At 72.5% G+C, this 19,202-nt stretch carries 13 protein-coding genes and 1 pseudogene; 9 read left to right on the plus strand and 5 right to left on the minus strand.

Features of this window, described 5'->3' with window-relative positions; genetic code table 11:
- Positions 1-16: 16 nt before the first annotated feature.
- The 3 genes from prfB to F7R91_RS31185 form a co-directional block, all read right to left on the minus strand.
- Positions 17-1,123 (minus strand): peptide chain release factor 2, encoded by a 1,107-nt coding sequence (gene prfB / locus F7R91_RS31175; protein ID WP_150954455.1) that lies wholly within the window; start codon positions 1,121-1,123, stop codon positions 17-19.
- A gap of 205 nt (positions 1,124-1,328) precedes the next feature.
- Positions 1,329-2,576: a serine/threonine-protein kinase gene (locus tag F7R91_RS31180; RefSeq protein WP_150954458.1), complete on the minus strand. Its 1,248-nt coding sequence runs from the start codon at positions 2,574-2,576 to the stop codon at positions 1,329-1,331.
- 132 nt (positions 2,577-2,708) lie between these two features.
- On the minus strand, positions 2,709-4,367 hold the full coding sequence (locus tag F7R91_RS31185; protein ID WP_150954460.1) for a serine/threonine-protein kinase: 1,659 nt from the start codon (positions 4,365-4,367) through the stop codon (positions 2,709-2,711).
- 426 nt (positions 4,368-4,793) lie between these two features.
- Here F7R91_RS31185 and F7R91_RS31190 point away from each other — a divergent pair, with 426 nt between their 5' ends.
- The 5 genes and pseudogenes from F7R91_RS31190 (at position 4,794) to F7R91_RS31210 (ending at position 14,426) form a co-directional block, all read left to right on the plus strand.
- Positions 4,794-8,366, plus strand: a complete 3,573-nt coding sequence (locus tag F7R91_RS31190; RefSeq protein ID WP_150954463.1) for an FHA domain-containing protein — start codon at positions 4,794-4,796, stop codon at positions 8,364-8,366.
- A gap of 199 nt (positions 8,367-8,565) precedes the next feature.
- Positions 8,566-9,984, plus strand: a complete 1,419-nt coding sequence (locus F7R91_RS31195) for an ABC transporter substrate-binding protein (RefSeq protein WP_150954466.1) — start codon at positions 8,566-8,568, stop codon at positions 9,982-9,984.
- A gap of 9 nt (positions 9,985-9,993) precedes the next feature.
- On the plus strand, positions 9,994-11,346 hold the full coding sequence (locus F7R91_RS31200; protein WP_150954469.1) for a carbohydrate ABC transporter permease: 1,353 nt from the start codon (positions 9,994-9,996) through the stop codon (positions 11,344-11,346).
- A complete protein-coding gene (locus F7R91_RS31205) occupies positions 11,343-12,224 on the plus strand; it encodes a carbohydrate ABC transporter permease (RefSeq protein WP_150954472.1) in 882 nt (293 codons plus the stop codon). The genes F7R91_RS31200 and F7R91_RS31205 overlap by 4 nt, the downstream gene beginning before the upstream one ends.
- Positions 12,225-12,866: 642 nt before the next feature.
- A pseudogene (locus tag F7R91_RS31210) lies at positions 12,867-14,426 on the plus strand (hypothetical protein).
- Here the strand turns inward: F7R91_RS31210 and F7R91_RS31215 are convergent.
- Entirely contained in the window at positions 14,427-14,840 is a 414-nt protein-coding gene (locus tag F7R91_RS31215) for an organic hydroperoxide resistance protein (protein WP_150954475.1), read from the minus strand.
- A gap of 131 nt (positions 14,841-14,971) precedes the next feature.
- Here F7R91_RS31215 and F7R91_RS31220 point away from each other — a divergent pair, with 131 nt between their 5' ends.
- Both F7R91_RS31220 and galE read left to right on the plus strand, forming a co-directional pair.
- Positions 14,972-15,457: a MarR family winged helix-turn-helix transcriptional regulator gene (locus F7R91_RS31220; RefSeq protein ID WP_150954479.1), complete on the plus strand. Its 486-nt coding sequence runs from the start codon at positions 14,972-14,974 to the stop codon at positions 15,455-15,457.
- A 109-nt stretch (positions 15,458-15,566) separates the two neighbouring features.
- Entirely contained in the window at positions 15,567-16,547 is a 981-nt protein-coding gene (gene galE / locus F7R91_RS31225) for a UDP-glucose 4-epimerase GalE (RefSeq protein ID WP_150954482.1), read from the plus strand.
- 52 nt (positions 16,548-16,599) lie between these two features.
- Here the strand turns inward: galE and F7R91_RS31230 are convergent, their stop codons facing one another.
- Positions 16,600-17,238, minus strand: a complete 639-nt coding sequence (locus tag F7R91_RS31230) for a TetR/AcrR family transcriptional regulator (protein WP_150954486.1) — start codon at positions 17,236-17,238, stop codon at positions 16,600-16,602.
- A 179-nt stretch (positions 17,239-17,417) separates the two neighbouring features.
- Between F7R91_RS31230 and F7R91_RS31235 the strand changes: the two genes are divergently transcribed.
- Together F7R91_RS31235 and F7R91_RS31240 are read left to right on the plus strand one after the other, a co-directional pair.
- Positions 17,418-18,335: an ABC transporter permease gene (locus F7R91_RS31235; RefSeq protein WP_150954489.1), complete on the plus strand. Its 918-nt coding sequence runs from the start codon at positions 17,418-17,420 to the stop codon at positions 18,333-18,335.
- Entirely contained in the window at positions 18,328-19,173 is an 846-nt protein-coding gene (locus F7R91_RS31240) for an ABC transporter ATP-binding protein (protein ID WP_150954492.1), read from the plus strand. Before F7R91_RS31235 ends, F7R91_RS31240 begins: the two co-directional genes overlap by 8 nt.
- Positions 19,174-19,202: the final 29 nt, after the last annotated feature.

Here is a 19,202-nt window from a genome sequence, read left to right on the forward strand (position 1 = left end):
TGCCATATCGACAAAGTTACTTCGCTTGCTGCTTGCGCCAGCGAATCCCGGCCTCCAGGAACCCGTCGATCTCACCGTTGAACACGGCCTCGGGGTTGCCGACTTCGAACTCCGTACGCAGGTCCTTGACCATCTGGTACGGGTGCAGCACATACGAACGCATCTGGTTGCCCCAGGAGTTGCCGCCGTCGCCCTTGAGAGCGTCCATCCTGGCCTGCTCCTCCTGGCGGCGCCGCTCCAGCAGCTTGGCCTGGAGCACGTTCATCGCGGTGGCCTTGTTCTGGATCTGCGACCGCTCGTTCTGGCAGGAGACGACGATGCCCGTGGGGAGGTGGGTCAGCCGCACCGCCGAGTCGGTGGTGTTCACGCCCTGGCCGCCGGGCCCGGACGACCGGTACACGTCCACCCGCAGCTCGGATTCGTCGATCTCGATGTGGTCGGTCTGCTCGACGACGGGAAGCACCTCGACACCCGCGAAGGAGGTCTGCCGGCGGCCCTGGTTGTCGAAGGGCGAGATCCGCACCAGACGGTGCGTGCCCTGCTCGACGGAGAGGGTGCCGTAGGCGTACGGAACCTGCACGGCGAAGGTCGTCGACTTGATGCCGGCCTCTTCGGCGTACGACGTCTCGTAGACCTCGGTCTTGTAACCGCGCTGCTCCGCCCAGCGCAGGTACATCCGCTGGAGCTTCTCGGCGAAGTCGGCGGCGTCGACGCCACCGGCCTCGGCGCGGATGTTGACGAGCGCCTCACGGGCGTCGTACTCACCGCTGAGGAGCGTCCGGACCTCCATCTCGTCCAGCGCCTTCCGGACGGCGGCGAGCTCGGACTCGGCCTCGGCGCGGGTGTCCGGGTCGTCCTCCTCCTCGGCCATCTCGAAGAGCACGGCGAGATCGTCGATCCGGCCGCGCAGCGCTTCCGCCTTCCTTACCTCGGCCTGGAGGTGGGAGAGCTTGCTGGTGATCTTCTGCGCCTCGTCCGGGTTGTCCCACAGGGACGGCGCGGCCGCCTGCTCCTCGAGCACGGCGATGTCTGCCCTCAGCTTGTCGAGGTCCAGGACGGCCTCGATCGACTCCATGGTCGAGGAGAGGGACTTAAGCTCTTCGGATACATCGACGACTGCCACGCCTCCAGCGTAACGGCTCCGCCAAGCGGGGAGCGCAGGGCGGAGGGGGCACCCGGCGTCGGCCCCGCCCGTCGGGGCTGCCGCCCCCGGACCCCCGCATCGGCCCGAACGGCCCCGTCCTCGAACGCCGGACGGGCTGGATTTCACCGACCCGCGCTGAAACGCCGCCGCACAAACAGGCGTAGAGACCCCGAGCACGCACGCCTCACGGCGACGCCGGTGCCGAGTTCTTCGAGTCCTTCGGGCTCGCCCCCGCGTCGTCCCCGGAGGTGGCTGCCCAGGTGCCTATGCCTGCGGCGGCGAGCAGGACGGCCGCTGCCGTGCCGAGCACCACGCGGCGGCGCCGGGTGGTGGCCCGGTGGCGGGCCGAGCCGGGGCGCGGAGCTCCTGCCGTCCGCGGCACACGGGCCGTGCCGCGCGCGCCGCCGGCGAGTTCGTCGGGCCCGGGCACCCTCATCGACGTATGCGTGTCCCGGTTGGAGTCGGCCGGCCTGGCCCCCGGCACCAGTGGCACCGCGCCCCGTCGCCGTACCTGCTCCCCGGCGGGTGCCGCGGGCCGGGCGGACGGCTCGTCCGGTGTCTCCTCGTCCGGCTCGGCGTCCGGTTCGTCCACGTCCAGGGGCGGCATGCCCGCCAGCAGGGGCAGCAGCTCCCGCAGCCGGGACCCCAGCTCCGAGGCCCGCAGCCGCGAGGCCGGGCCCTTGGCCAGGCACTGCACGATCAGCTGCCACAGTTCGTCGGGGATGCCGGGGAGCGGCGCCACGCGCTCGGTGACGTGGCGGCGCAGCACGGCGCCCGGGTGCCCGCCGCCGAACGGCGTGAAGCCCGCCAGCAGCTCGTACAGCACGGTCGCGAGGGCGTAGATGTCGACGGCCGCCCGGGGCGGCAGGCCCTCGACGATCTCGGGGGCCAGATAGTCCGGGGTGCCGATGATCTTCGTCGCGCGGGTCCGCTTCGGGGAGTCGATCAGCTTGGCGATCCCGAAGTCCGTCAGCAGCGCCGGGTGGGAGCGGCCGGGGCCGAGCGGCCCCTGCATGTCCAGCAGCACGTTCTCCGGCTTCACGTCGCGGTGCACGACCCCGGCCGCGTGCGCGGCGGCCAGCCCGTCCGCCACGTCCGCAACGATCGCCACCGCCGCCTCGGGCGCGAGCCGCCGCTCCCGGTCCAGCCGGGTGCGCAGATCGGTGCCGCGGACCAGGTCCATGACCAGTGCGAGGTCGTTGCCGTCCACCACCAGGTCGCGCACGGACACGACGTTCGGATGCTCGAGGCCGAGCAGAGCGGTCCGCTCCTGCACGAAGCGGCCGACGAGTTCCTGGTCGGACGCGAGGTCCTCGCGCAGCAGCTTGATGGCGACGGGCCCCTCGGGCCCCTCGCCCAGCCACACCGTGCCGGCGCTGCCCCGTCCCAGGATCTGATGGGCGGTGTACCGGCTGCCGATCTTCCGTGCCAAGACTGCTCCTACTGACGCGTGTTGCCGACAAAGCTACGCGTCCGAGGAGCCGGCCTTCACGGCAGAGGCAGAAATCACCCGCCGGGTGTCGACAAATCCCCAACCCCGGTCGCCGGGGAGTGCCGCGCGCGGTCAGTTGCCGCCCGTGACCTTGTCCAGCTTCCCGAGCCAGTCGCCGACCTTGTCGAACATGTCCCCGATCTGCTGCCAGTAGCTCTTGCCGGTGCCGATCCACCCCTGCAGCGGGCTCAGCTCCCAGACCAGCCACCCGGCGACGAACAGGATGACGATCGTGAACAGACACCCCTTCAGACAGCCGAGGCCGGGGATCTTCATCGGGTTGGCGCTGCGCTGCCGCGGCTCCCGCGCGGGCCGCTGCGGCTGCTGCGGAGCGGGCGGCGCGTAGCGCTGGGGCTGCGGCGGGGCGTACTGCTGCGGCTGTTGCTGCTGCGGATGGCCGTACCCGGGCTGCGGGCGCTGCGGCGGCCGCTGCTGGGGACGCTGGGGCCGCGGCGGCGGCTGCTGCGGCCGGGCGACCTGCCGCTGCGGGCGGCGGCGCAGCGGATCCTCGCTGGGGTCGAGGTACTGGATCTGCGTCTGCTCGTTGCGGTCACGGGCGGCGCGCAGCTGGTTCTGCCACGGGTGCGGGTCCTCGGGCTGACCGGGCTGACCGGATGGCCCCGGCTGCCCCTGTGGCATGACGGCCGTCGGGTCGGCGGCGCCCCTGTTCGGCAGTACGGCGGTGGGGTCGGCGGCGCCCGTGGGGCCGCCGGTGTGCGGCAGGACGCTGGTCGCGGCGTTCGGGTCGTACGCGCCCGCGCCGTGCGGCAGCACCTGGGTCGGGTCGGCGGCACCGGGCATGCCCGGGACCATCGTCGGGGCCGGGTCCGGCGCCAGCAGCGCGCCGACGCCCTCCGCGGCTCCGATCTGCGCGGAGCTCGCGTGCACGCCGATCCCCTCGGCGACGACGCGCAGACCGCGCGCCAGGTTCTCGGCGCTGGGCCGTTCCTCGGGGTTCTTGCGCAGACAGCGCTCTATGACCGTCCAGAGCGGGTCGGGGACCGTGGACGGGCGGCGCGGCTCGGCGCTCAGATGCTGGTGGAGAACTTCGAGGGCGGAGCCGCCGCCGAACGGGGGACGGCCCGTGACCAGCTCGTACATCAGGATGCCGGCGCCGTAGATGTCGACGGCGGAGGTCTGCGGGCGGCCCTCGGCGGACTCGGGCGCGACGTACGCGGGCGTGCCGACGAACTCGTGGGTGCGGGTCAGGCCGGGGGAGTCGGCGAGGCGGGCGATGCCGAAGTCGGTCAGCATCGGGTGCATCTCGCCGCCGTTCTGCCGCAGCAGGACGTTCGCCGGTTTCAGGTCGCGGTGCACGACGCCGTCGGTGTGGCTGGCGGCGAGGGCGTCGGCGATCTGCGCGGTCAGCAGCGAGGCGCCGACGGGGGTGAACGGGCCGTTCTCACGCAGGTAGCGGTGCAGGTCGGGGCCTTCGACGAGATCCATGACCAGCGCGAGCAGATCGCCCTCGACCACCAGATCGCGGACCCGGACGATGTTCGGGTGGGTCAGCCGGAGCAGAACGGAGCGCTCCCGCAGGAACCGCATCACGATGTCGGGGTCGCTCGCGAGCTCTTCCTTCAGGACCTTGATCGCGACGGTCTCGCCGGGCTGGCCGGGCACCGCGGCCTCGGCACCCGCGGTCTCTCGCTGGCGGGCTCGCCAGACGGTGCCCGTGGCGCCGCGGCCCAGCGGCTCCTCGAGCAGGTACTTGCTGCCTACCGGCCGCACGTCATGCGCTCCCTGCTGCTTGCGTGTGTGTCCGACCCACTGTAGTGCCGCCTTGCGGGGCACCGGGCTGTCGGCTTTCGTTCCCAATCCTGTGCGTCTTACGTACCGGTTACGTACGGCTTCCCGTACACGTTCGAAGGAAAGACGCTCGACTCGGTCCGTCGGTTGCCGCACCCCGGACGTGACCGATCTCAAACAGCCCGCAAACGATCACTCGCAGGGCATTGGTCAGGCACTTTTGCGGGCAGAGCCGACCAATCAAGATCATTTGATGATGGGCGGCGGGCGGGCTGTCAGTGGCAGGTGCGAGGATGCCTCCAGAACTGGCCGACGTGCTCGTGTGGCGGTGGGGGAAGTCCGCGGTGGGGACCGCGGAGCGGCTCCGTCCCCGTTCGGGCGCCCGCGCAGAAGGGACCGCTGACGGCGATGCAGATCCGGCTGACCGTCGTAGACCCGCAGGGCCCGCCCGCCGTGGCACAGGGCCGCGCCGCGCGCTGCGACGTGCTGGTCACCGCGCCCGCCGGCACCGCCCTGGCCGCGGTCGCGTCGGCGCTCGCCTCGGCGGTCTCGGGCGAGGGCGGCGCCGCCCAGCCCGAGCGGGGCCGGGACAGCGGCGGCGGCCAAGTCGTGCTGTACGCGGGCGCGGAGCGGCTCGACAACGGCCGCTGCACCCTCGGCGAACCCCCGCTGATCGACGGTGCCGTGCTGTCCTTGGGCGGCCCGGCCGAGCCCGAGCCGCACCCCGAGGTCGACGACGCCCCGGCCCGGCTCCACGTGGTCGCGGGCCCCGACGCGGGCGGCGTCCACCTGCTGCACGGCGGCCGGATCACCATCGGCCGCTCCGCCGACGCCGACGTCCCGCTCGACGACCCGGACGTCTCCCGTCTGCACTGCGCGGTGACGGTCGCGGCCGACGGCCGTGTCTCGGTCGCCGACCTCGGCTCCACCAACGGCACCACCGTGAACGGCACGCGCGTGGGGACCCGCCCGGTGCGGTTCGCCTCGGGCGCCCTGCTGCGCATCGGCGAGTCGGCTCTGCGGCTGACTCCGGCCGAGGGTCCGGGGACGCGGCCGCGCACGGCCCCGGACGGCGAGGGGCAGGTGCGCGTGTCCACCGGGGACGGGGCGGCACGCGCACGTGAGGCCGCGCCGGACACTCCGTCCGGCCCCGGCGGCCCGACCCGCCACGCATACGGCACAGCGGGCTGGGGCGCCTCGGGCGGAGCACCGGGCGCACAGGGCCACGGCTCCGTCCAACCGCCCGTCGTGCCCTTTCAGGGCGGTGCGCCCCGGATAGAGAACGCCGGCGCGCACCGCATCGACGGCACGGGCGCGCAGCCCCACGGCGGGAAAGCCGTCCTCCCTCGCCAGGCCTCCGGCGAGGACACACAGCGGGGCGCCTCGGGCGGGTTCCCCGGTGACACCGGAGCGACCCACGCGGGTCGCTCCGGCGCGCTGGGCGCCATGTCCGGCGACGGCACGGCGGCAGGGGGCGCCGGCACCGACCCGGCCGCCCCCGTACCGGCCACCGGCTCACCGGCCCACGCCGTGACGCCCGACGGCTCACCGGCCCACCCCCACGACGATCCGTCCGGCGCACGCGCGCGTGGCGGCTCCGGCAAGGACGGCGGCCAGGAGGCGTCCGGAAGCGGCCGCCGCAAGGGAACCCCGCTCCGGGGCACCGACGTGCCGCAGGGCGTACGCCGACGGGGCGGGCTCGGCGCATGGGCGCGGCGGCTGGCCGGCGGACGCGGCGAGCCGGAGGCGGACGGGCTGGGGACATACGACGAGGAGCCGGCCGACGCGACCGCCGAGCCGCCGGCCCCGGGCCCCCAGCTGCCCGAGACCTGGCCGGACCCGGCGACGCTGCTGCTGACGGCGCTGGGCCCCGGGCCGCGCCTGTGGGAGCGCGGGCCGGGACACCCCGAGGCGCTCACCGTCCGGCTCGGCACGGCGGACCGGGCGGCCCTGGACGGCTCCGGACTGCTGCCCGCCGTACCGGTGACCGCAGGCCTGCGCGAGGCCGGGGCGCTGGGGTTGGCCGGGCCGCGCGCGCGGCTGACCGGGCTGGCCCGCTCGGTGGTGGCCCAGCTCGCCGCACTGCACTCCCCCGACGCCCTGGAAGTCGTCCTGATCAGCGCGGACCGCTCGCGCCCTCTGGAGGAGCGCACCGCCGAGTGGTCCTGGCTCGGCTGGCTCCCCCATGTGCGTCCGAACCACGGCCAGGACTGCCGCCTGCTCCTCGCCCACGACCGTGAACAGGCCACGGCCCGCACCGACGAACTGCTGCGGCGCCTGGAGGACCACCTCTCGGAGCACCCGCGGCCCCAGTCACCGGCCGGCGCCCCCGTCCGGCGCCCCTCCTGGGCCCGGGACGACGACGGGTCCGAGGGGACGGACGCAGGCTTCCCGGGGCCGTACACCGTGGTCGTCGTGGACGGCGACCCCGGGGGCGCCGCCGTGCGCGAAGCGGTGGCGCGGCTGGCGCTGGAGGGACCGCGGGCCGGCATCCATGTGGTGTGCCTCGCCGAGACGGCGCCCGCCTCGCCCTCGTCGCCGGTGACGGAGACGTACGAGGCGGCCTGCGCAACCTCGCCGGCGTTCCGTGAGTGCGGTGCCGTGGCGCTGCTCAGCGGCGACGTGGCGACGGCGCTGCGGCTGCTGCGGGTCGCGCGGGCCGGGACAGGAGCCGGGGAGGCCGGCCCGGTCGGACACGGCACGGTGGCCGCCGTGGACTCGGTCTCCCCCGCCTGGGCCGAGCGGTTCGCGCGGGCCCTGGCTCCGCTGCGCGCGGAGAACACCTCCGGCGAGCGGCACACGCGGGTGTCCGCACCGCTGCCCCAGGCGGCCCGGCTCCTCGACGAGCTGGGGCTGGCCCGGGCCACACCGGCGTCGCTGATGGCGCGCTGGGCGGACGCGGCCGACGACAGGGAGTCACCGGCCGGGCGGGCCTGGGCCGTACTCGGGGCCGGACCGCGCGGCCCGGTCTGCGCGGACCTCGCCGCCGAGGGCCCGCACCTGCTGATCGAGGGCCCCTCGGGCAGCGGCCGCACGGAGTTGCTGCGTGCCGTCGTGGCCTCGCTCGCCGCCGCCGAGCGCCCCGACCGTCTGAGCATCGTCCTGATCGACGGCCGGGACGGCTCGGGCGCGGCCGGCGGGCACGGCGACGGCCTGCGCGTCTGTACGGACGTCCCGCATGTCACCACCCACCTCACCGCCAACGACCCCGTCCGCATGCGGGAGTTCGCCCAGTCCCTGAGCGCCGAGCTGAAGCGACGGGCCGAGCTGGTCGGCCGCTCCGACTTCACCGAGTGGCATGCGGGCCGCGAACTGTCGGGCCGTGTGGTCGCCCAGCGCACGGCGTCCAGGGGCACACCTGCCGCCGGGGATCCAGCCGAAGACCTCACCGGGGACCTGGACACCCCGCCCAGCTCGACGCTCCGGCTGCGCCCCGCGGCGGCCCGCCGGCAGGCGGATGCCCCACCGCCGCTGCCCCGCCTGGTCGTGGTCGTGGACGACATGGACGCCCTGGTCTCCCCCGCCCTCGGCTCGCCCGGCAGGCCCGCCGCGGGATCGGTGATACGCGCGCTGGAGGCCGTGGCCCGGGAGGGCGAGCGGCTCGGCGTGCACCTGGTGGCCGCCACCGGGCCCGGGGGTCGTACGGCGGAGACGGAACCGGCGCGCCGCGCCACCCTGCGCATCACCCTCGACGCCCCGGCAACGGGACCGGACGAACCGGCCCCCGGACGCGGCAGCCTGACCCGGGCCGACGGGCGGACCACCGCCTTCCAGGGAGGTCGGGTCACCGGCCGCATCCCGCGCACGGCGACCCAGCGGCCCACCGTCGTCCTCCTGGAGTGGCACCGCATGGGCGACCCGCCGGCCCGTCGCCCCGTCCGCGAACTCGGCAACGGCCCCACCGACCTGGCGTTGCTGGCCAGCGCGTTGGAGCGGGCGGCACGAGAGGTTTCCGCGACGCAGGTGCCTTCGCTGTTGTGACGCCGATCAGTTGACGACCCGTGGGCCGGGACGGCCCCGCATACCTCCGGGGACCCGTTGCCGGAGACACAGTCACGACGCGGTCACGATCCCCCACTTGACACGAGACGCGGTCTTGCCGCCCCGTTCCCCCGGGCGTAGACCAGATCACACGGGACAACGTTCGAGCGTTCGACGAGGAACGAAGAACGGGGCAGTGATGCGCAGCACGAGCAGCACATTCCGGACAGTCAGGTCGCACCGTCACCCCACCCCCACCGCTCGCACCACCGCGAGAGCCGCAGCAGCCGTACTGGCGGGCGCACTTGCGCTGGCGCTGACCGGCTGCGGCGGCGGTGACGACGACGAAGGAGGCGAAGGCGGAGGAGGCGGCGCCTCGCAGGGCGGCAGCTCCCTCCAACTCCCCGAGCTCGACGGACAGACGCTGGAGGTCGCCGCCGTCTGGACCGGCCCGGAGCAGGCCAACTTCACCAAGGTCCTGGACGAGTTCGAGAAACGCACCGGCGCCAAGGTCGACTTCGTGCCGACCGGCAACAACACCTCCACCTTCCTCGGCACCAAGATCCAGGGCGGGCAGCCGCCGGACGTGGCGTTCCTGCCGCAGGTCGGCGTGCTGCACCAGTTCGCGGAGAAGGGCTGGCTCAAGCCCATCGGCAGCGGCGCCCAGGCCCAGCTGGACCAGAACTTCTCCACGGGCTGGAAGGAGCTCGGGGCGTACCAGGGCAAGCAGTACGGCGTGTATGTGAAGGCCGCCAACAAGTCCCTCATCTGGTACAACACCCAGGCCTTCGACGCGGCGGGCATCACCGACACCCCCAAGACCTGGAAGGACTTCCTCAGCACCGCCCAGACGTTGTCCGACGCCGGCTCCCCGGCCGTCTCCATCGGCGGCGCCGACGGCTGGACCCTCACCGACTGGTTCGAGAACGTCTACCTCTCGCAGGCGGGCCCGGAGAAGTACGACCAGCTCGCCGAGCACAAGATCAAGTGGACGGACCCGTCCGTCAAGGAAGCGCTCACCACCCTGGCCCAGCTGTGGGGCAAGGACGACCTGATCGCGGGCGGCCGCTCCGGCGCCCTGCAGACGGAGTTCCCGAAGTCGGTCACCCAGGCCTTCTCCGGTGACACTCCGGCGGCGATGGTCTTCGAGGGCGACTTCGTCACCGCGAACATCAACGCCGACACGGACGCCGAGGTCGGCACGGACGCCAAGGCCTTCCCGTTCCCGGCGGTGGGCGACCAGGCCCCCGTGGTCAGCGGCGGCGACGTGGCCGTGGCGCTCAAGGACGGCGAGGGCGCGCAGGCGCTGATGACGTTCCTGGCCTCGACGGACGCGGCGGAGATCTGGGCGGCGCAGGGCGGCTTCCTCTCCCCCAACAAGGAGATGGACCAGTCCACGTACAAGGACGCGGTCACCCGTGACATCGCCAAGGCGCTGCTCGCCGCGGGCGACGACTTCCGCTTCGACATGTCCGACCAGGCGCCGGCGGCCTTCGGCGGCACCCAGGGCGTCGGCGAGTGGAAGGACCTCCAGGACTTCCTGAGGAACCCGAAGGACGTGGCGGGTGTCCAGAAGAAGCTGGAGAGCGACGCCGCCAAGGCCTACCAGACCGGCTGAGCGCCTCCGATGGCCTCCCTCGCGAAACCGGCGGAGGGCGCGGGCGCACGTCCTGCGCCCTCCGTCTCACCGCGCAAGAGCGTGACCAGGACCCGGCGGTGGGTGGCGGTGCTGTTCCTGCTGCCCGCGCTGGTGCTCCTCGGTGCGCTCGTGGTCTACCCGATCGGGTACTCGGTCTGGCGCAGCCTCTACGACGCCGACGGCTCCGGCTTCGTCGGCCTGGACAACTACGGCGACATCTTCAGCAACGACTCGACGCTCACCGCGGTCCGCAACACGGCGATCTGGGTCGCGGTCGCCCCCGCGATCGTCACCGTGCTCGGACTGATCTTCGCGGTGCTGACCGAACGGGTGCGCTGGGGAACGGCGTTCAAGCTGATCGTCTTCATGCCGATGGCGATCTCCATGCTGGCCGCCGGCATCATCTTCCGGCTGGTCTACGAGCAGGACCCGGACCAGGGCGTCGCCAACGCGGTCGTGACCTCCGTGCACGACGCGTTCGCCGAGTCCTCGGTCTATCCGAAGGCCCGGCCGAACGCCTCGGTCAGCGACATGAAGCCGTCCGGGGGCGGTTCGTTCACGGCGGCCGGAACCGTGCGGGCGGGGACACCCGCCCTGATCCCCCTCGTGGGCATCGCCCCCGACAAGCTCCCCGGCACGCCCGAGGACGCGAGGGCGGCGACCGGTTCCGGAGTCACCGGCACCGTCTGGCTGGACTTCAAGCTGGGCGGCGGCGGTACGAAGGGCCAGGTGGACCCCGGTGAGAAGGCGCTGAAGGGGGTCAAGGTCGAGGCCGTGAAGGACGGCACGGTGGTCGCCTCCGCCCAGAGCGGGGCGGACGGCACCTTCAGCCTGCCGGCCGAGGCCGACGGGGCACAACTGCGGCTGCCGGGCTCGAACTTCGCGGCACCGTACAACGGCATCGACTGGCTCGGCCCGACGCTGGTCACCCCGGCGATCATCGGCAGTTACGTGTGGATGTGGGCGGGCTTCGCAATGGTGCTGATCGCGGCCGGGCTCGCGGGTGTCGACCGCAACCTCCTCGAGGCGGCCCGGGTCGACGGAGCCAACGAGTGGCAGGTGTTCCGCAGGGTCACGGTCCCCCTGCTCGCGCCGGTCCTGGTCGTCGTCCTCGTCACCCTGATGATCAATGTGATGAAGATCTTCGACCTGGTCTACATCATCGCCCCGCAGCCCAGCCAGGACGACGCCAACGTCCTGGCGCTGCAACTGTTCCTGTCGTCCTTCGGCGGCGGCGGCAACTACGGCGTGGGCAGCGCGATCGGCGTCATCCTGCTGCTGCTCGTCCTGCCGGTGATGTTCGTGAACATCCGCCGGCTGCGAAAGGAGCGTCACCGGTGACCGCACTCGACACGACCGTGCGCGCCAAGCGCTCCTTCGCCGCCCGGGTGGCGAGCGGCGCGGCGGGCGGGGTGATGCGGGTCTTTCTGATCCTGATCGCGCTGATCTGGATGGTGCCCACGCTCGGCCTGCTCGTCTCGTCGTTCCGCGACCCGACCGACATCGCCGCATCGGGCTGGTGGAAGGTCTTCACGGCACCGGGCCAACTGACCGCCAAGAGCTACGAGACGCTCCTGGAGAACGACGCGATCACCGAGTCGCTGCTCAACACGGTCTGGATCACGGTCCCGGCGACCCTGCTCGTGGTGTTCGTCGGCGCGATGGCCGGTTACGCCTTCGCCTGGATGGACTTCAAGGGCCGCGACTGGTGGTTCGTGGTCGTGGTGGCCCTGCTCGTCGTGCCGGTGCAGATCGCGCTGATCCCGCTCTCCGATCTCTTCGGCAAGATCGGGATATTCGGCGACATCATCGGCGTCGTGCTCTTCCATGTCGGCTTCGGACTGCCGTTCGCGATCTTCCTGCTGCGCAACTTCTTCGCGGAGATCCCGCGTGAACTGCTGGAGGCGGCACGGCTGGACGGCGCGGGCGAGGTCAGGCTGTTCGCGACGGTGGTCCTGCCGCTCGCCGCACCCGCCCTCGCGTCCCTGGGCATCTTCCAGTTCCTGTGGGTGTGGAACGACATGCTGGTCGCCCTGGTGTTCTCCAACTCCGGGTCCCAGCCGCTGACGGTGGCCCTGCAGCAGCAGGTACGGCAGTTCGGCAGCAACATCGAGGTACTGGCGCCCGGCGCGTTCATCTCGATGGTGATCCCGCTGGTCGTGTTCTTCGCGTTCCAGCGGCAGTTCGTGTCCGGGGTGATGGCGGGCGCGGTGAAGTAACCGAAGGGAGCGATGTTGAAGGGGCGGGCCGCTGTCGGTCCGCCCCTTTCCCGTCCGCTCACGATCCCCCGTATGGCGCACAAAGCGTGACCCCCGAACACCTGCGGCCGTTCCGGGCCACAACGCCCGCTCCGCCTCATGGATGTCCTTTGCCCACCTCCAGTGCCATCGCCCGCGCGCACACGGTTCGGGTTGCGGCTCGCGTCCGGGAGGCTCGAGTCCTTTGGCACGCCATGGTGCGTCTCGGCCTTCGGCTCACGGTTCGCGCCCTGTACGAGGCGTTCGTGCTGCTCCACCGGACCGTCAAGGCCGGTACCCGCCTGGTGAAGGCCCTCCGCATCGGTGCCCTCCGGCTGCTCCACCGCGCCCGGGTGCCGTGCCTGTCCCTGCGCGCCGCCGCCCCCCACCCAGCGCCACCCTCGCCCCCGGGAGTCCCCATGCCCTCCAGCCCGTCGCGGCCCACCCCGACCCGACCGCCCACCTGGCGTCCGGCCGGACGACCCGGTGGACGCCGTCCCCTCCGGCGCGCCCGGGTGCGGCAGACCGAACCGCCTCACTCGATGTGGTGACACACCGCCATGCCGTTGACCTCGGCGGGAACATACGGCCCATGCCCCAGACGCTCCCCCAGCCGCCGGTCCCATGAGTGCCGGAGTCCTCGTCCGGCGTGCCGTGCGCGGCGCGACGGCGCTGCGGGGCGGCCGGGTGCGGCGTCTCACCCCGTACCAGGTGTACGGCGTGCTGTTCTGGCTGGTGATGACGCTGGCGTACTGGCGCATCCCGCTGTGCTGCGACGCGGGCCTGCACGCGGCGGTCGTCGAGCGGCTCAAGGCCGATCTGCTGCACCCGGCCCACCCGACGGCGGACCTGCCGGGCGCGGGCAGCCCGTACTACGGGCCGTACGCCGTTGCCCAGGCGGTCCTCGCACGGCCGGCGGGGCTGTCCGGCTGGGGAGTGGTGACCCTCGCCGGGCCGGTGCATCTGCTCGTCCTGCTGACGGGGCTCGGCCGTTTCGTCCGCCTGCTCACGCCCCGGCCGTGGGCGCCGGTCCTCACCCTGCTGTTCATGACACTGCTGTGAGGCACCGAGCCGGTCCTGTGGAGCGGCTCCCTGGGCCTCATGTCGCTGACGACCGGCCTCGGCTATCCGTCCACGCTCGCCATCGGACTGACCCTGTGGGCGTGGGCGCTCACGGGCACGCGCGCGTGTGAGGACGCTCCGGCCATCCGGTACGTCGGTCCGAGCGGCCTCGGAGGCTGGTGGGGGTACGCCGGGATCGGCACCCTCTACGGCCTGATCCTGCTCATCCACCCGGGCACGGCCCTCCCGGCGCTGGCCGGGGCGGCGGCGATCGTGGCGGCCCGGCAGCGCGCGTGGCGGCCGCCGGTCGCGGCCCGGTGGGCGCTCACGGCGGCGGCCGCCCTGACGGTCGCGGTCATCTGGCCGTACTACGACGCGCTCGCGCCAGCCGGCGACACCGGCCCGGACGGGATGCACCGGCGGCTGTACGAGGCGATGGCCGCCAACTCCTGGCTGGCGCTGACCGGCCTGCCCGCGCTGTGGCTGCGCGCCCGCCGCTCGCCCCGTGACCCGCTGGCGCTGATGTTCGTACTGGAGTGCCTGGTGGTGGCGTACGGCCGGGTGAGCGGCCAGGACACCTACGCACAGGCACTGTGGGCCGCACTCCTGCCCCTGCAGTGCGCGCTCGCAGTGCAGCTGACGGCGCCCGGGCCGTGGGGCGGGGCGAGGAAGGCACTGGGCGCAGTGGCGGCGGTCGCGGTGTGCGCCGGGTTCCTCACGGTGCACGCCGGGGCGGTCGTACCGCGCTCGCTGGACCCGGTGGGGTTCCGGCAGCCGCCGCGCTGGCCGACGTACGAGTGGGCGGCACGGCACATCGGACCCGGCGAGGTGGTCCTCACCGACCAGAACGCCGCCGCTCACGCCATCGCCGGGTACGGACCGAACCTTCTCGCGCCCGTCCGGCCCGACCCCTGCCTGGACGAGCGGGAGCGCAGACGCCGGCTCGCCGACGTCCGCGCCTACCTCTCCCCGCAGTCGACCCGCGCCGAACGCATCGCCCTCGCCCGCCGCCACCATGTGCGCTGGCTGCTGCTGACGCGGTGGCACCCGCTGCCCGAGGAGGCGGTGATGGTGGCGTGGAGCCGGCGGACGGGGGAGGTACTGGCGCGGGTCGGGGGGTGACTACTCGATGACGAGCTCGACGGGGACGTTGCCCCGGGTGGCGTTGGAGTAGGGGCAGACCTGGTGGGCCTGCTCGACCAGCTTGCGGCCGGTGGCCTGGTCCACGCTGTCGGGCAGCTCGACGCGCAGCGACACCTTCAGCGCGAAGCCCGCGCCCTGCTTGCCTATGCCGACCTCGGCGGTCACCGCGGCGTCACTGACGTCCACCTTCGCCTCACGGCCGACGAGGCCGAGGGCGCTGCCGAAGCAGGCGGCGAAGCCGGCGGCGAACAGCTGCTCCGGGTTGGTGCCCTGGTCGTTGCCGCCCAGCTCCTTGGGCAGGCCCAGCGCGAGGTCCAGCTTTCCGTCGGAGGAGACGGCGCGGCCGTCCCGGCCGTGGGTGGCGGTGGCGACAGCGGTGTAGATCGCGTCCATGGGAAACCGTCCGTTTCGGAGTGACGAGTGGTGTTCCGGCGGCTCTGCCTGCGGCCGCCTCACGACCATAAGTAGAGCACACAATTCAATTGGGCACAACTAAATGGCCGCATGCGAGCTACCCTGGAGGCATGACCCCGACGCCGACACCCGCCGCCCAGGAGAACTGGCTCCGCCTGGACAACCAGATCTGCTTCTCCCTGCACGCCGCCTCGCGTGCCTTCAACAGCGTCTACCGGGTGATCCTCAAGGACCTCGGGCTGACCTACCCCCAGTACCTGGTGATGCTGGTCCTGTGGGAGCACGGCGACCTGCCCGTGAAGAAGCTGGGCGAACACCTGCGCCTCGACTCCGGCACGCTCTCGCCGCTGCTCAAGCGGCTGGAGGGGGCCGGGTTCGTGCGGCGGGAGCGCAGCACCGTCGACGAGCGCTCGGTGGAGGTGCGGCTGACCGAGGAGGGGGCCGCGCTGCGCGAGCGGGCCGTCGAAGTGCCGCGCCGGATCACCGTCGCGACGGGCTTCGACATCGACGGGATCAGGGAGCTGCGCACCCGCCTCGACGAGCTCACCACCGCGCTCGACGCGGCCGCGCTGTCGGACACGCCGGGTTGTTCCTAGCGCGGGCGGCGGGCGCGGTGGCGGATTTCGGGGTCCGCCGCCTGCTTGACTGAGGCCGACGCAGCACAAGCACCACCACACGGGCCAACTGACGAGGGGACGACCGCAGATGACCTGGCTGATCACGGGCGGCGCCGGCTACATCGGGTCGCACGTCGTACGGGCGATGACCGAGGCGGGCGAGAAGGCGGTGGTCTACGACGACCTGTCCACCGGCATCGCCGAGCGCGTGCCCGAGGACGTGCCCCTGGTGCAGGGCTCGATCCTGGACGGCGACCTCGTGGCGCGCACCCTCGCCGAGCACGCGGTCACCGGTGTCGTCCACCTCGCCGCCAAGAAGCAGGTCGGCGAGTCGGTCGAGCTGCCGCTGCACTACTACCGGGAGAACATCGAGGGCCTGCGCGTCCTCCTGGAAGCCGTGGCGGCGGCCCGCGTGCCCTCCTTCGTGTTCTCGTCGTCGGCGGCCGTCTACGGCATGCCGGACGTGGACCTCGTGACGGAGGAGACGCCCTGCGTGCCGATGAGCCCGTACGGCGAGACGAAACTGGCCGGCGAGTGGCTGGTGCGGGCGACCGGCCGGGCGACCGGCCTGTCCACGGCGTGCCTGCGCTACTTCAACGTGGCGGGCGCGGCGAGCCCGGAACTCGCGGACGTGGGCGTCTTCAACCTGATCCCGATGGTCTTCGAGCGGCTCACCGAGAACACGCCCCCGCGCATCTTCGGCGACGACTACGCCACCCCTGACGGAACCTGCGTCCGGGACTACATCCATGTGGTGGACCTGGCGGAGGCCCATGTGGCCGCGGCCCGCGCCCTGCGCACCTCCCCCCGCCGCGACCTCACCCTCAACATCGGCCGCGGGGAAGGCGTCTCCGTCCGCGAGATGATCGACCGCATCAATGCCATCACGGGTTACGACCGCCCCCCGACGATCACCCCCCGCCGCGCCGGCGACCCCGCCCGCGTCGTCGCCTCGGCCGACCGCGCCGCCACCGAACTGACCTGGAAGGCCAAGCACGACCTCGAAGACATGATCACCTCAGCCTGGCAGGGCTGGGTCCGCCTCCACCCGGAGGCGGCACGGGACTGATCTGCGCCGACGCGACAGCGGCCCGGGGCACACCGGTCCGCCCCGGGCCGCTTCACAATGCCTTGAGCGCCGCCGTAGTGGCCCGGGCCAGTGAAGCCAGGTGGCCCTTGGGGAGTCTGGGGCTGCGGACCACGACCGAGCGCCAGTACAGCGGGCCCGAGATGAGGTCGAGGGCCAGGTCCTCGTCGATGCCCTGACGGATCTCGCCGCGCTGCTCCGCCGCCGCCACGATCTTGATGGCCACGCCTTCCTGTCCCTCCCGCAGCGCCTTCTGCATGGCCTCGGCGATATCGGGGTTGCGGGCCGCCTCGGCCTGGAGGTCCGGGATGATCTGCGAGGCCACGGGATGGCGCAGGGCGCGGGAGGTCACCTCGTACAGCAGCCGCAGGTCGCCCTCCAGGGAGCCCGTCTCCGGTACCGGAAGCCCCTGCACCGCGATCGCCGAGACCAGGTCGAGGACCAGGTGCAGCTTGGAGCGCCAGCGGCGGTACACGGCGGTCTTGCCGACGCCCGCACGGCGCGCGATCCCCTCGATGGACATCCGCGCGTAGCCGACGGCCGCGAGCTCCTCGAAGACCGCCGCCCGGATGGCCTCCGTCACATCCTCCCGGAGCACGGCGGCTCCCGCGGGAGTCCGGCGGCGCACACGCGTCTGGGGCTCGTCGGCGTTCGTCGTCATACGGACCAGCATAGGGCGTTAGGACGAAACGGTTGCGTTCCGACGTCGACTCGGCCTACGCTCACGTTGCGACGATACGGTCCCGTCCCGACGTAAGAAAACGTGAAGAGAAGCGTGAGGAAACGCCCGGCAACCAGCCCGGCGGGAGCCGAGCGCCCGCACCCCTCCCCCACCGAGCGAAAGCAGCGGATGTGAGCCAGGTCCTCCACACACCGCCCTCAACGGCGGCGCCGGCCGACACCGACCTCGCGGCCCTCGCCGCCCGGCACGGCCTCTCGGTCAGCGGCGCCCGCCCCACCCTGCCCGAGTACGTCCGCCGGCTGTGGGCCCGCCGCCACTTCATCGCGGCCTTCTCGACCGCCAAGCTCACCGCCCAGTACAGCCAGGCGAAGCTGGGCCAGGTCTGGCAGGTGATGAACCCGCTGCTGAACGCGGCGGTCTACTACTTCATCTTCGGTGTGCTGCTGCAGACCAAGAAGGGCGTGCCGGACTACGTCCCGTTCCTGGTCACGGGCGTGTTCGTGTGGACGTTCACCCAGAGCTCGATCCTGTCCGGCACCCGCGCCATCTCCGGCAACCTCGGCCTCGTGAGGGCCCTGCACTTCCCCCGGGCCGCGCTGCCGATCTCGTTCTGCCTCCAGCAGCTCCAGCAGCTGCTGTTCTCGATGGCCGCCCTGGCCGTCATCCTGCTCGTCTTCGGCGTGCCGGTCGCCGTCTCCTGGGTGCTGGCGATCCCGGCGCTGGTGCTCCAGTTCACCTTCAACGCCGGTGTCTCGATGATCATGGCCCGGCTGGGGGCGAAGACACCGGACATCGCCCAGCTGATGCCGTTCGTGCTGCGCACCTGGATGTACGTCTCGGGCGTGATGTGGAGCATCGACCACCTGCTGAGCCGGCACAACGACCTGCCGTCCTGGGTCGGCCCGGTCCTCCAGGCCAACCCGGCGGCCGTCTACATCGACCTGATGCGCTTCGCGCTGATCGACAGCTTCCACGCGAGTCGGCTGCCGGCCCATGTGTGGCTGATCGCCACGGGCTGGGCGCTGCTCGCCGGGGTCGGCGGTTTCATCTACTTCTGGAAGGCTGAGGAGACCTACGGCCGTGGCTGACCACACCCCGCTCACCGACGAGCGCACCCCCACCGTCATCGCGGACGGCGTCGACATCGTCTACCGCGTCAACGGCACCGGCGCCGGCCGCGGCTCGGCGACCGCCGCCCTCAACCGCATGCTGCGCCGCAAGCAGGCCGAGAAGGCCTCCGGCGTGCGCAAGGTGCACGCGGTCAAGAACGTGTCCTTCGTCGCGTACCGCGGCGAGGCCATCGGTCTGATCGGCACCAACGGCTCCGGCAAGTCCACCCTGCTGAAGGCGGTCGCGGGCCTGCTGCCGGTCGAGAACGGCCGCATCTACACCGACGGCCAGCCCTCCCTGCTCGGCGTCAACGCGGCCCTGATGAACGACCTGACGGGTGAGCGCAACGTCCACCTCGGCGGCCTGGCCATGGGCATGTCCCGCGAGCAGGTCAAGGAGCGCTACCAGGAGATCGTCGACTTCTCCGGCATCAACGACAAGGGCGACTTCATCACCCTGCCGATGCGCACCTACTCCTCCGGTATGCAGGCCCGGCTGCGCTTCTCGATCGCCGCCGCCAAGGACCACGACGTCCTGCTCATCGACGAGGCCCTGGCCACCGGCGACGGCTCCTTCCGCAAGCGGTCCGAGGCCCGTATCCGCGAGCTGCGCGCCCAGGCGGGCACCGTCTTCCTGGTCAGCCACAGCAACAAGTCGATCCGTGACACCTGCGACCGCGTGCTGTGGCTGGAGCGCGGCGAGCTGCGCATGGACGGCCCGACCGAGGAGGTCATGAAGGAGTACGAGGCCTTCACCGACGACAAGCCCCGGCCCGCCCGCAAGCCCCGCCCCAAGCAGGCGCCCGTGTCCGCCTGACCCGGACCGTCCGCCGCCGGGCGAAACCG

The organism is Streptomyces luteolifulvus (assembly GCF_008806595.1).
Classification (GTDB): domain Bacteria; phylum Actinomycetota; class Actinomycetes; order Streptomycetales; family Streptomycetaceae; genus Streptomyces; species Streptomyces luteolifulvus.

Coding starts and splice junctions, on each gene's coding strand:
- F7R91_RS31190 (WP_150954463.1), top strand. CDS start 4,794: ATGCAGATCCGGCTGACCGTCGTAGACCCGCAGGGCCCGCCCGCCGTG.
- F7R91_RS31195 (WP_150954466.1), top strand. CDS start 8,566: ATGCGCAGCACGAGCAGCACATTCCGGACAGTCAGGTCGCACCGTCAC.
- F7R91_RS31200 (WP_150954469.1), top strand. CDS start 9,994: ATGGCCTCCCTCGCGAAACCGGCGGAGGGCGCGGGCGCACGTCCTGCG.
- F7R91_RS31215 (WP_150954475.1), bottom strand. CDS start 14,840: ATGGACGCGATCTACACCGCTGTCGCCACCGCCACCCACGGCCGGGAC.
- F7R91_RS31220 (WP_150954479.1), top strand. CDS start 14,972: ATGACCCCGACGCCGACACCCGCCGCCCAGGAGAACTGGCTCCGCCTG.
- galE (WP_150954482.1), top strand. CDS start 15,567: ATGACCTGGCTGATCACGGGCGGCGCCGGCTACATCGGGTCGCACGTC.
- F7R91_RS31230 (WP_150954486.1), bottom strand. CDS start 17,238: ATGCTGGTCCGTATGACGACGAACGCCGACGAGCCCCAGACGCGTGTG.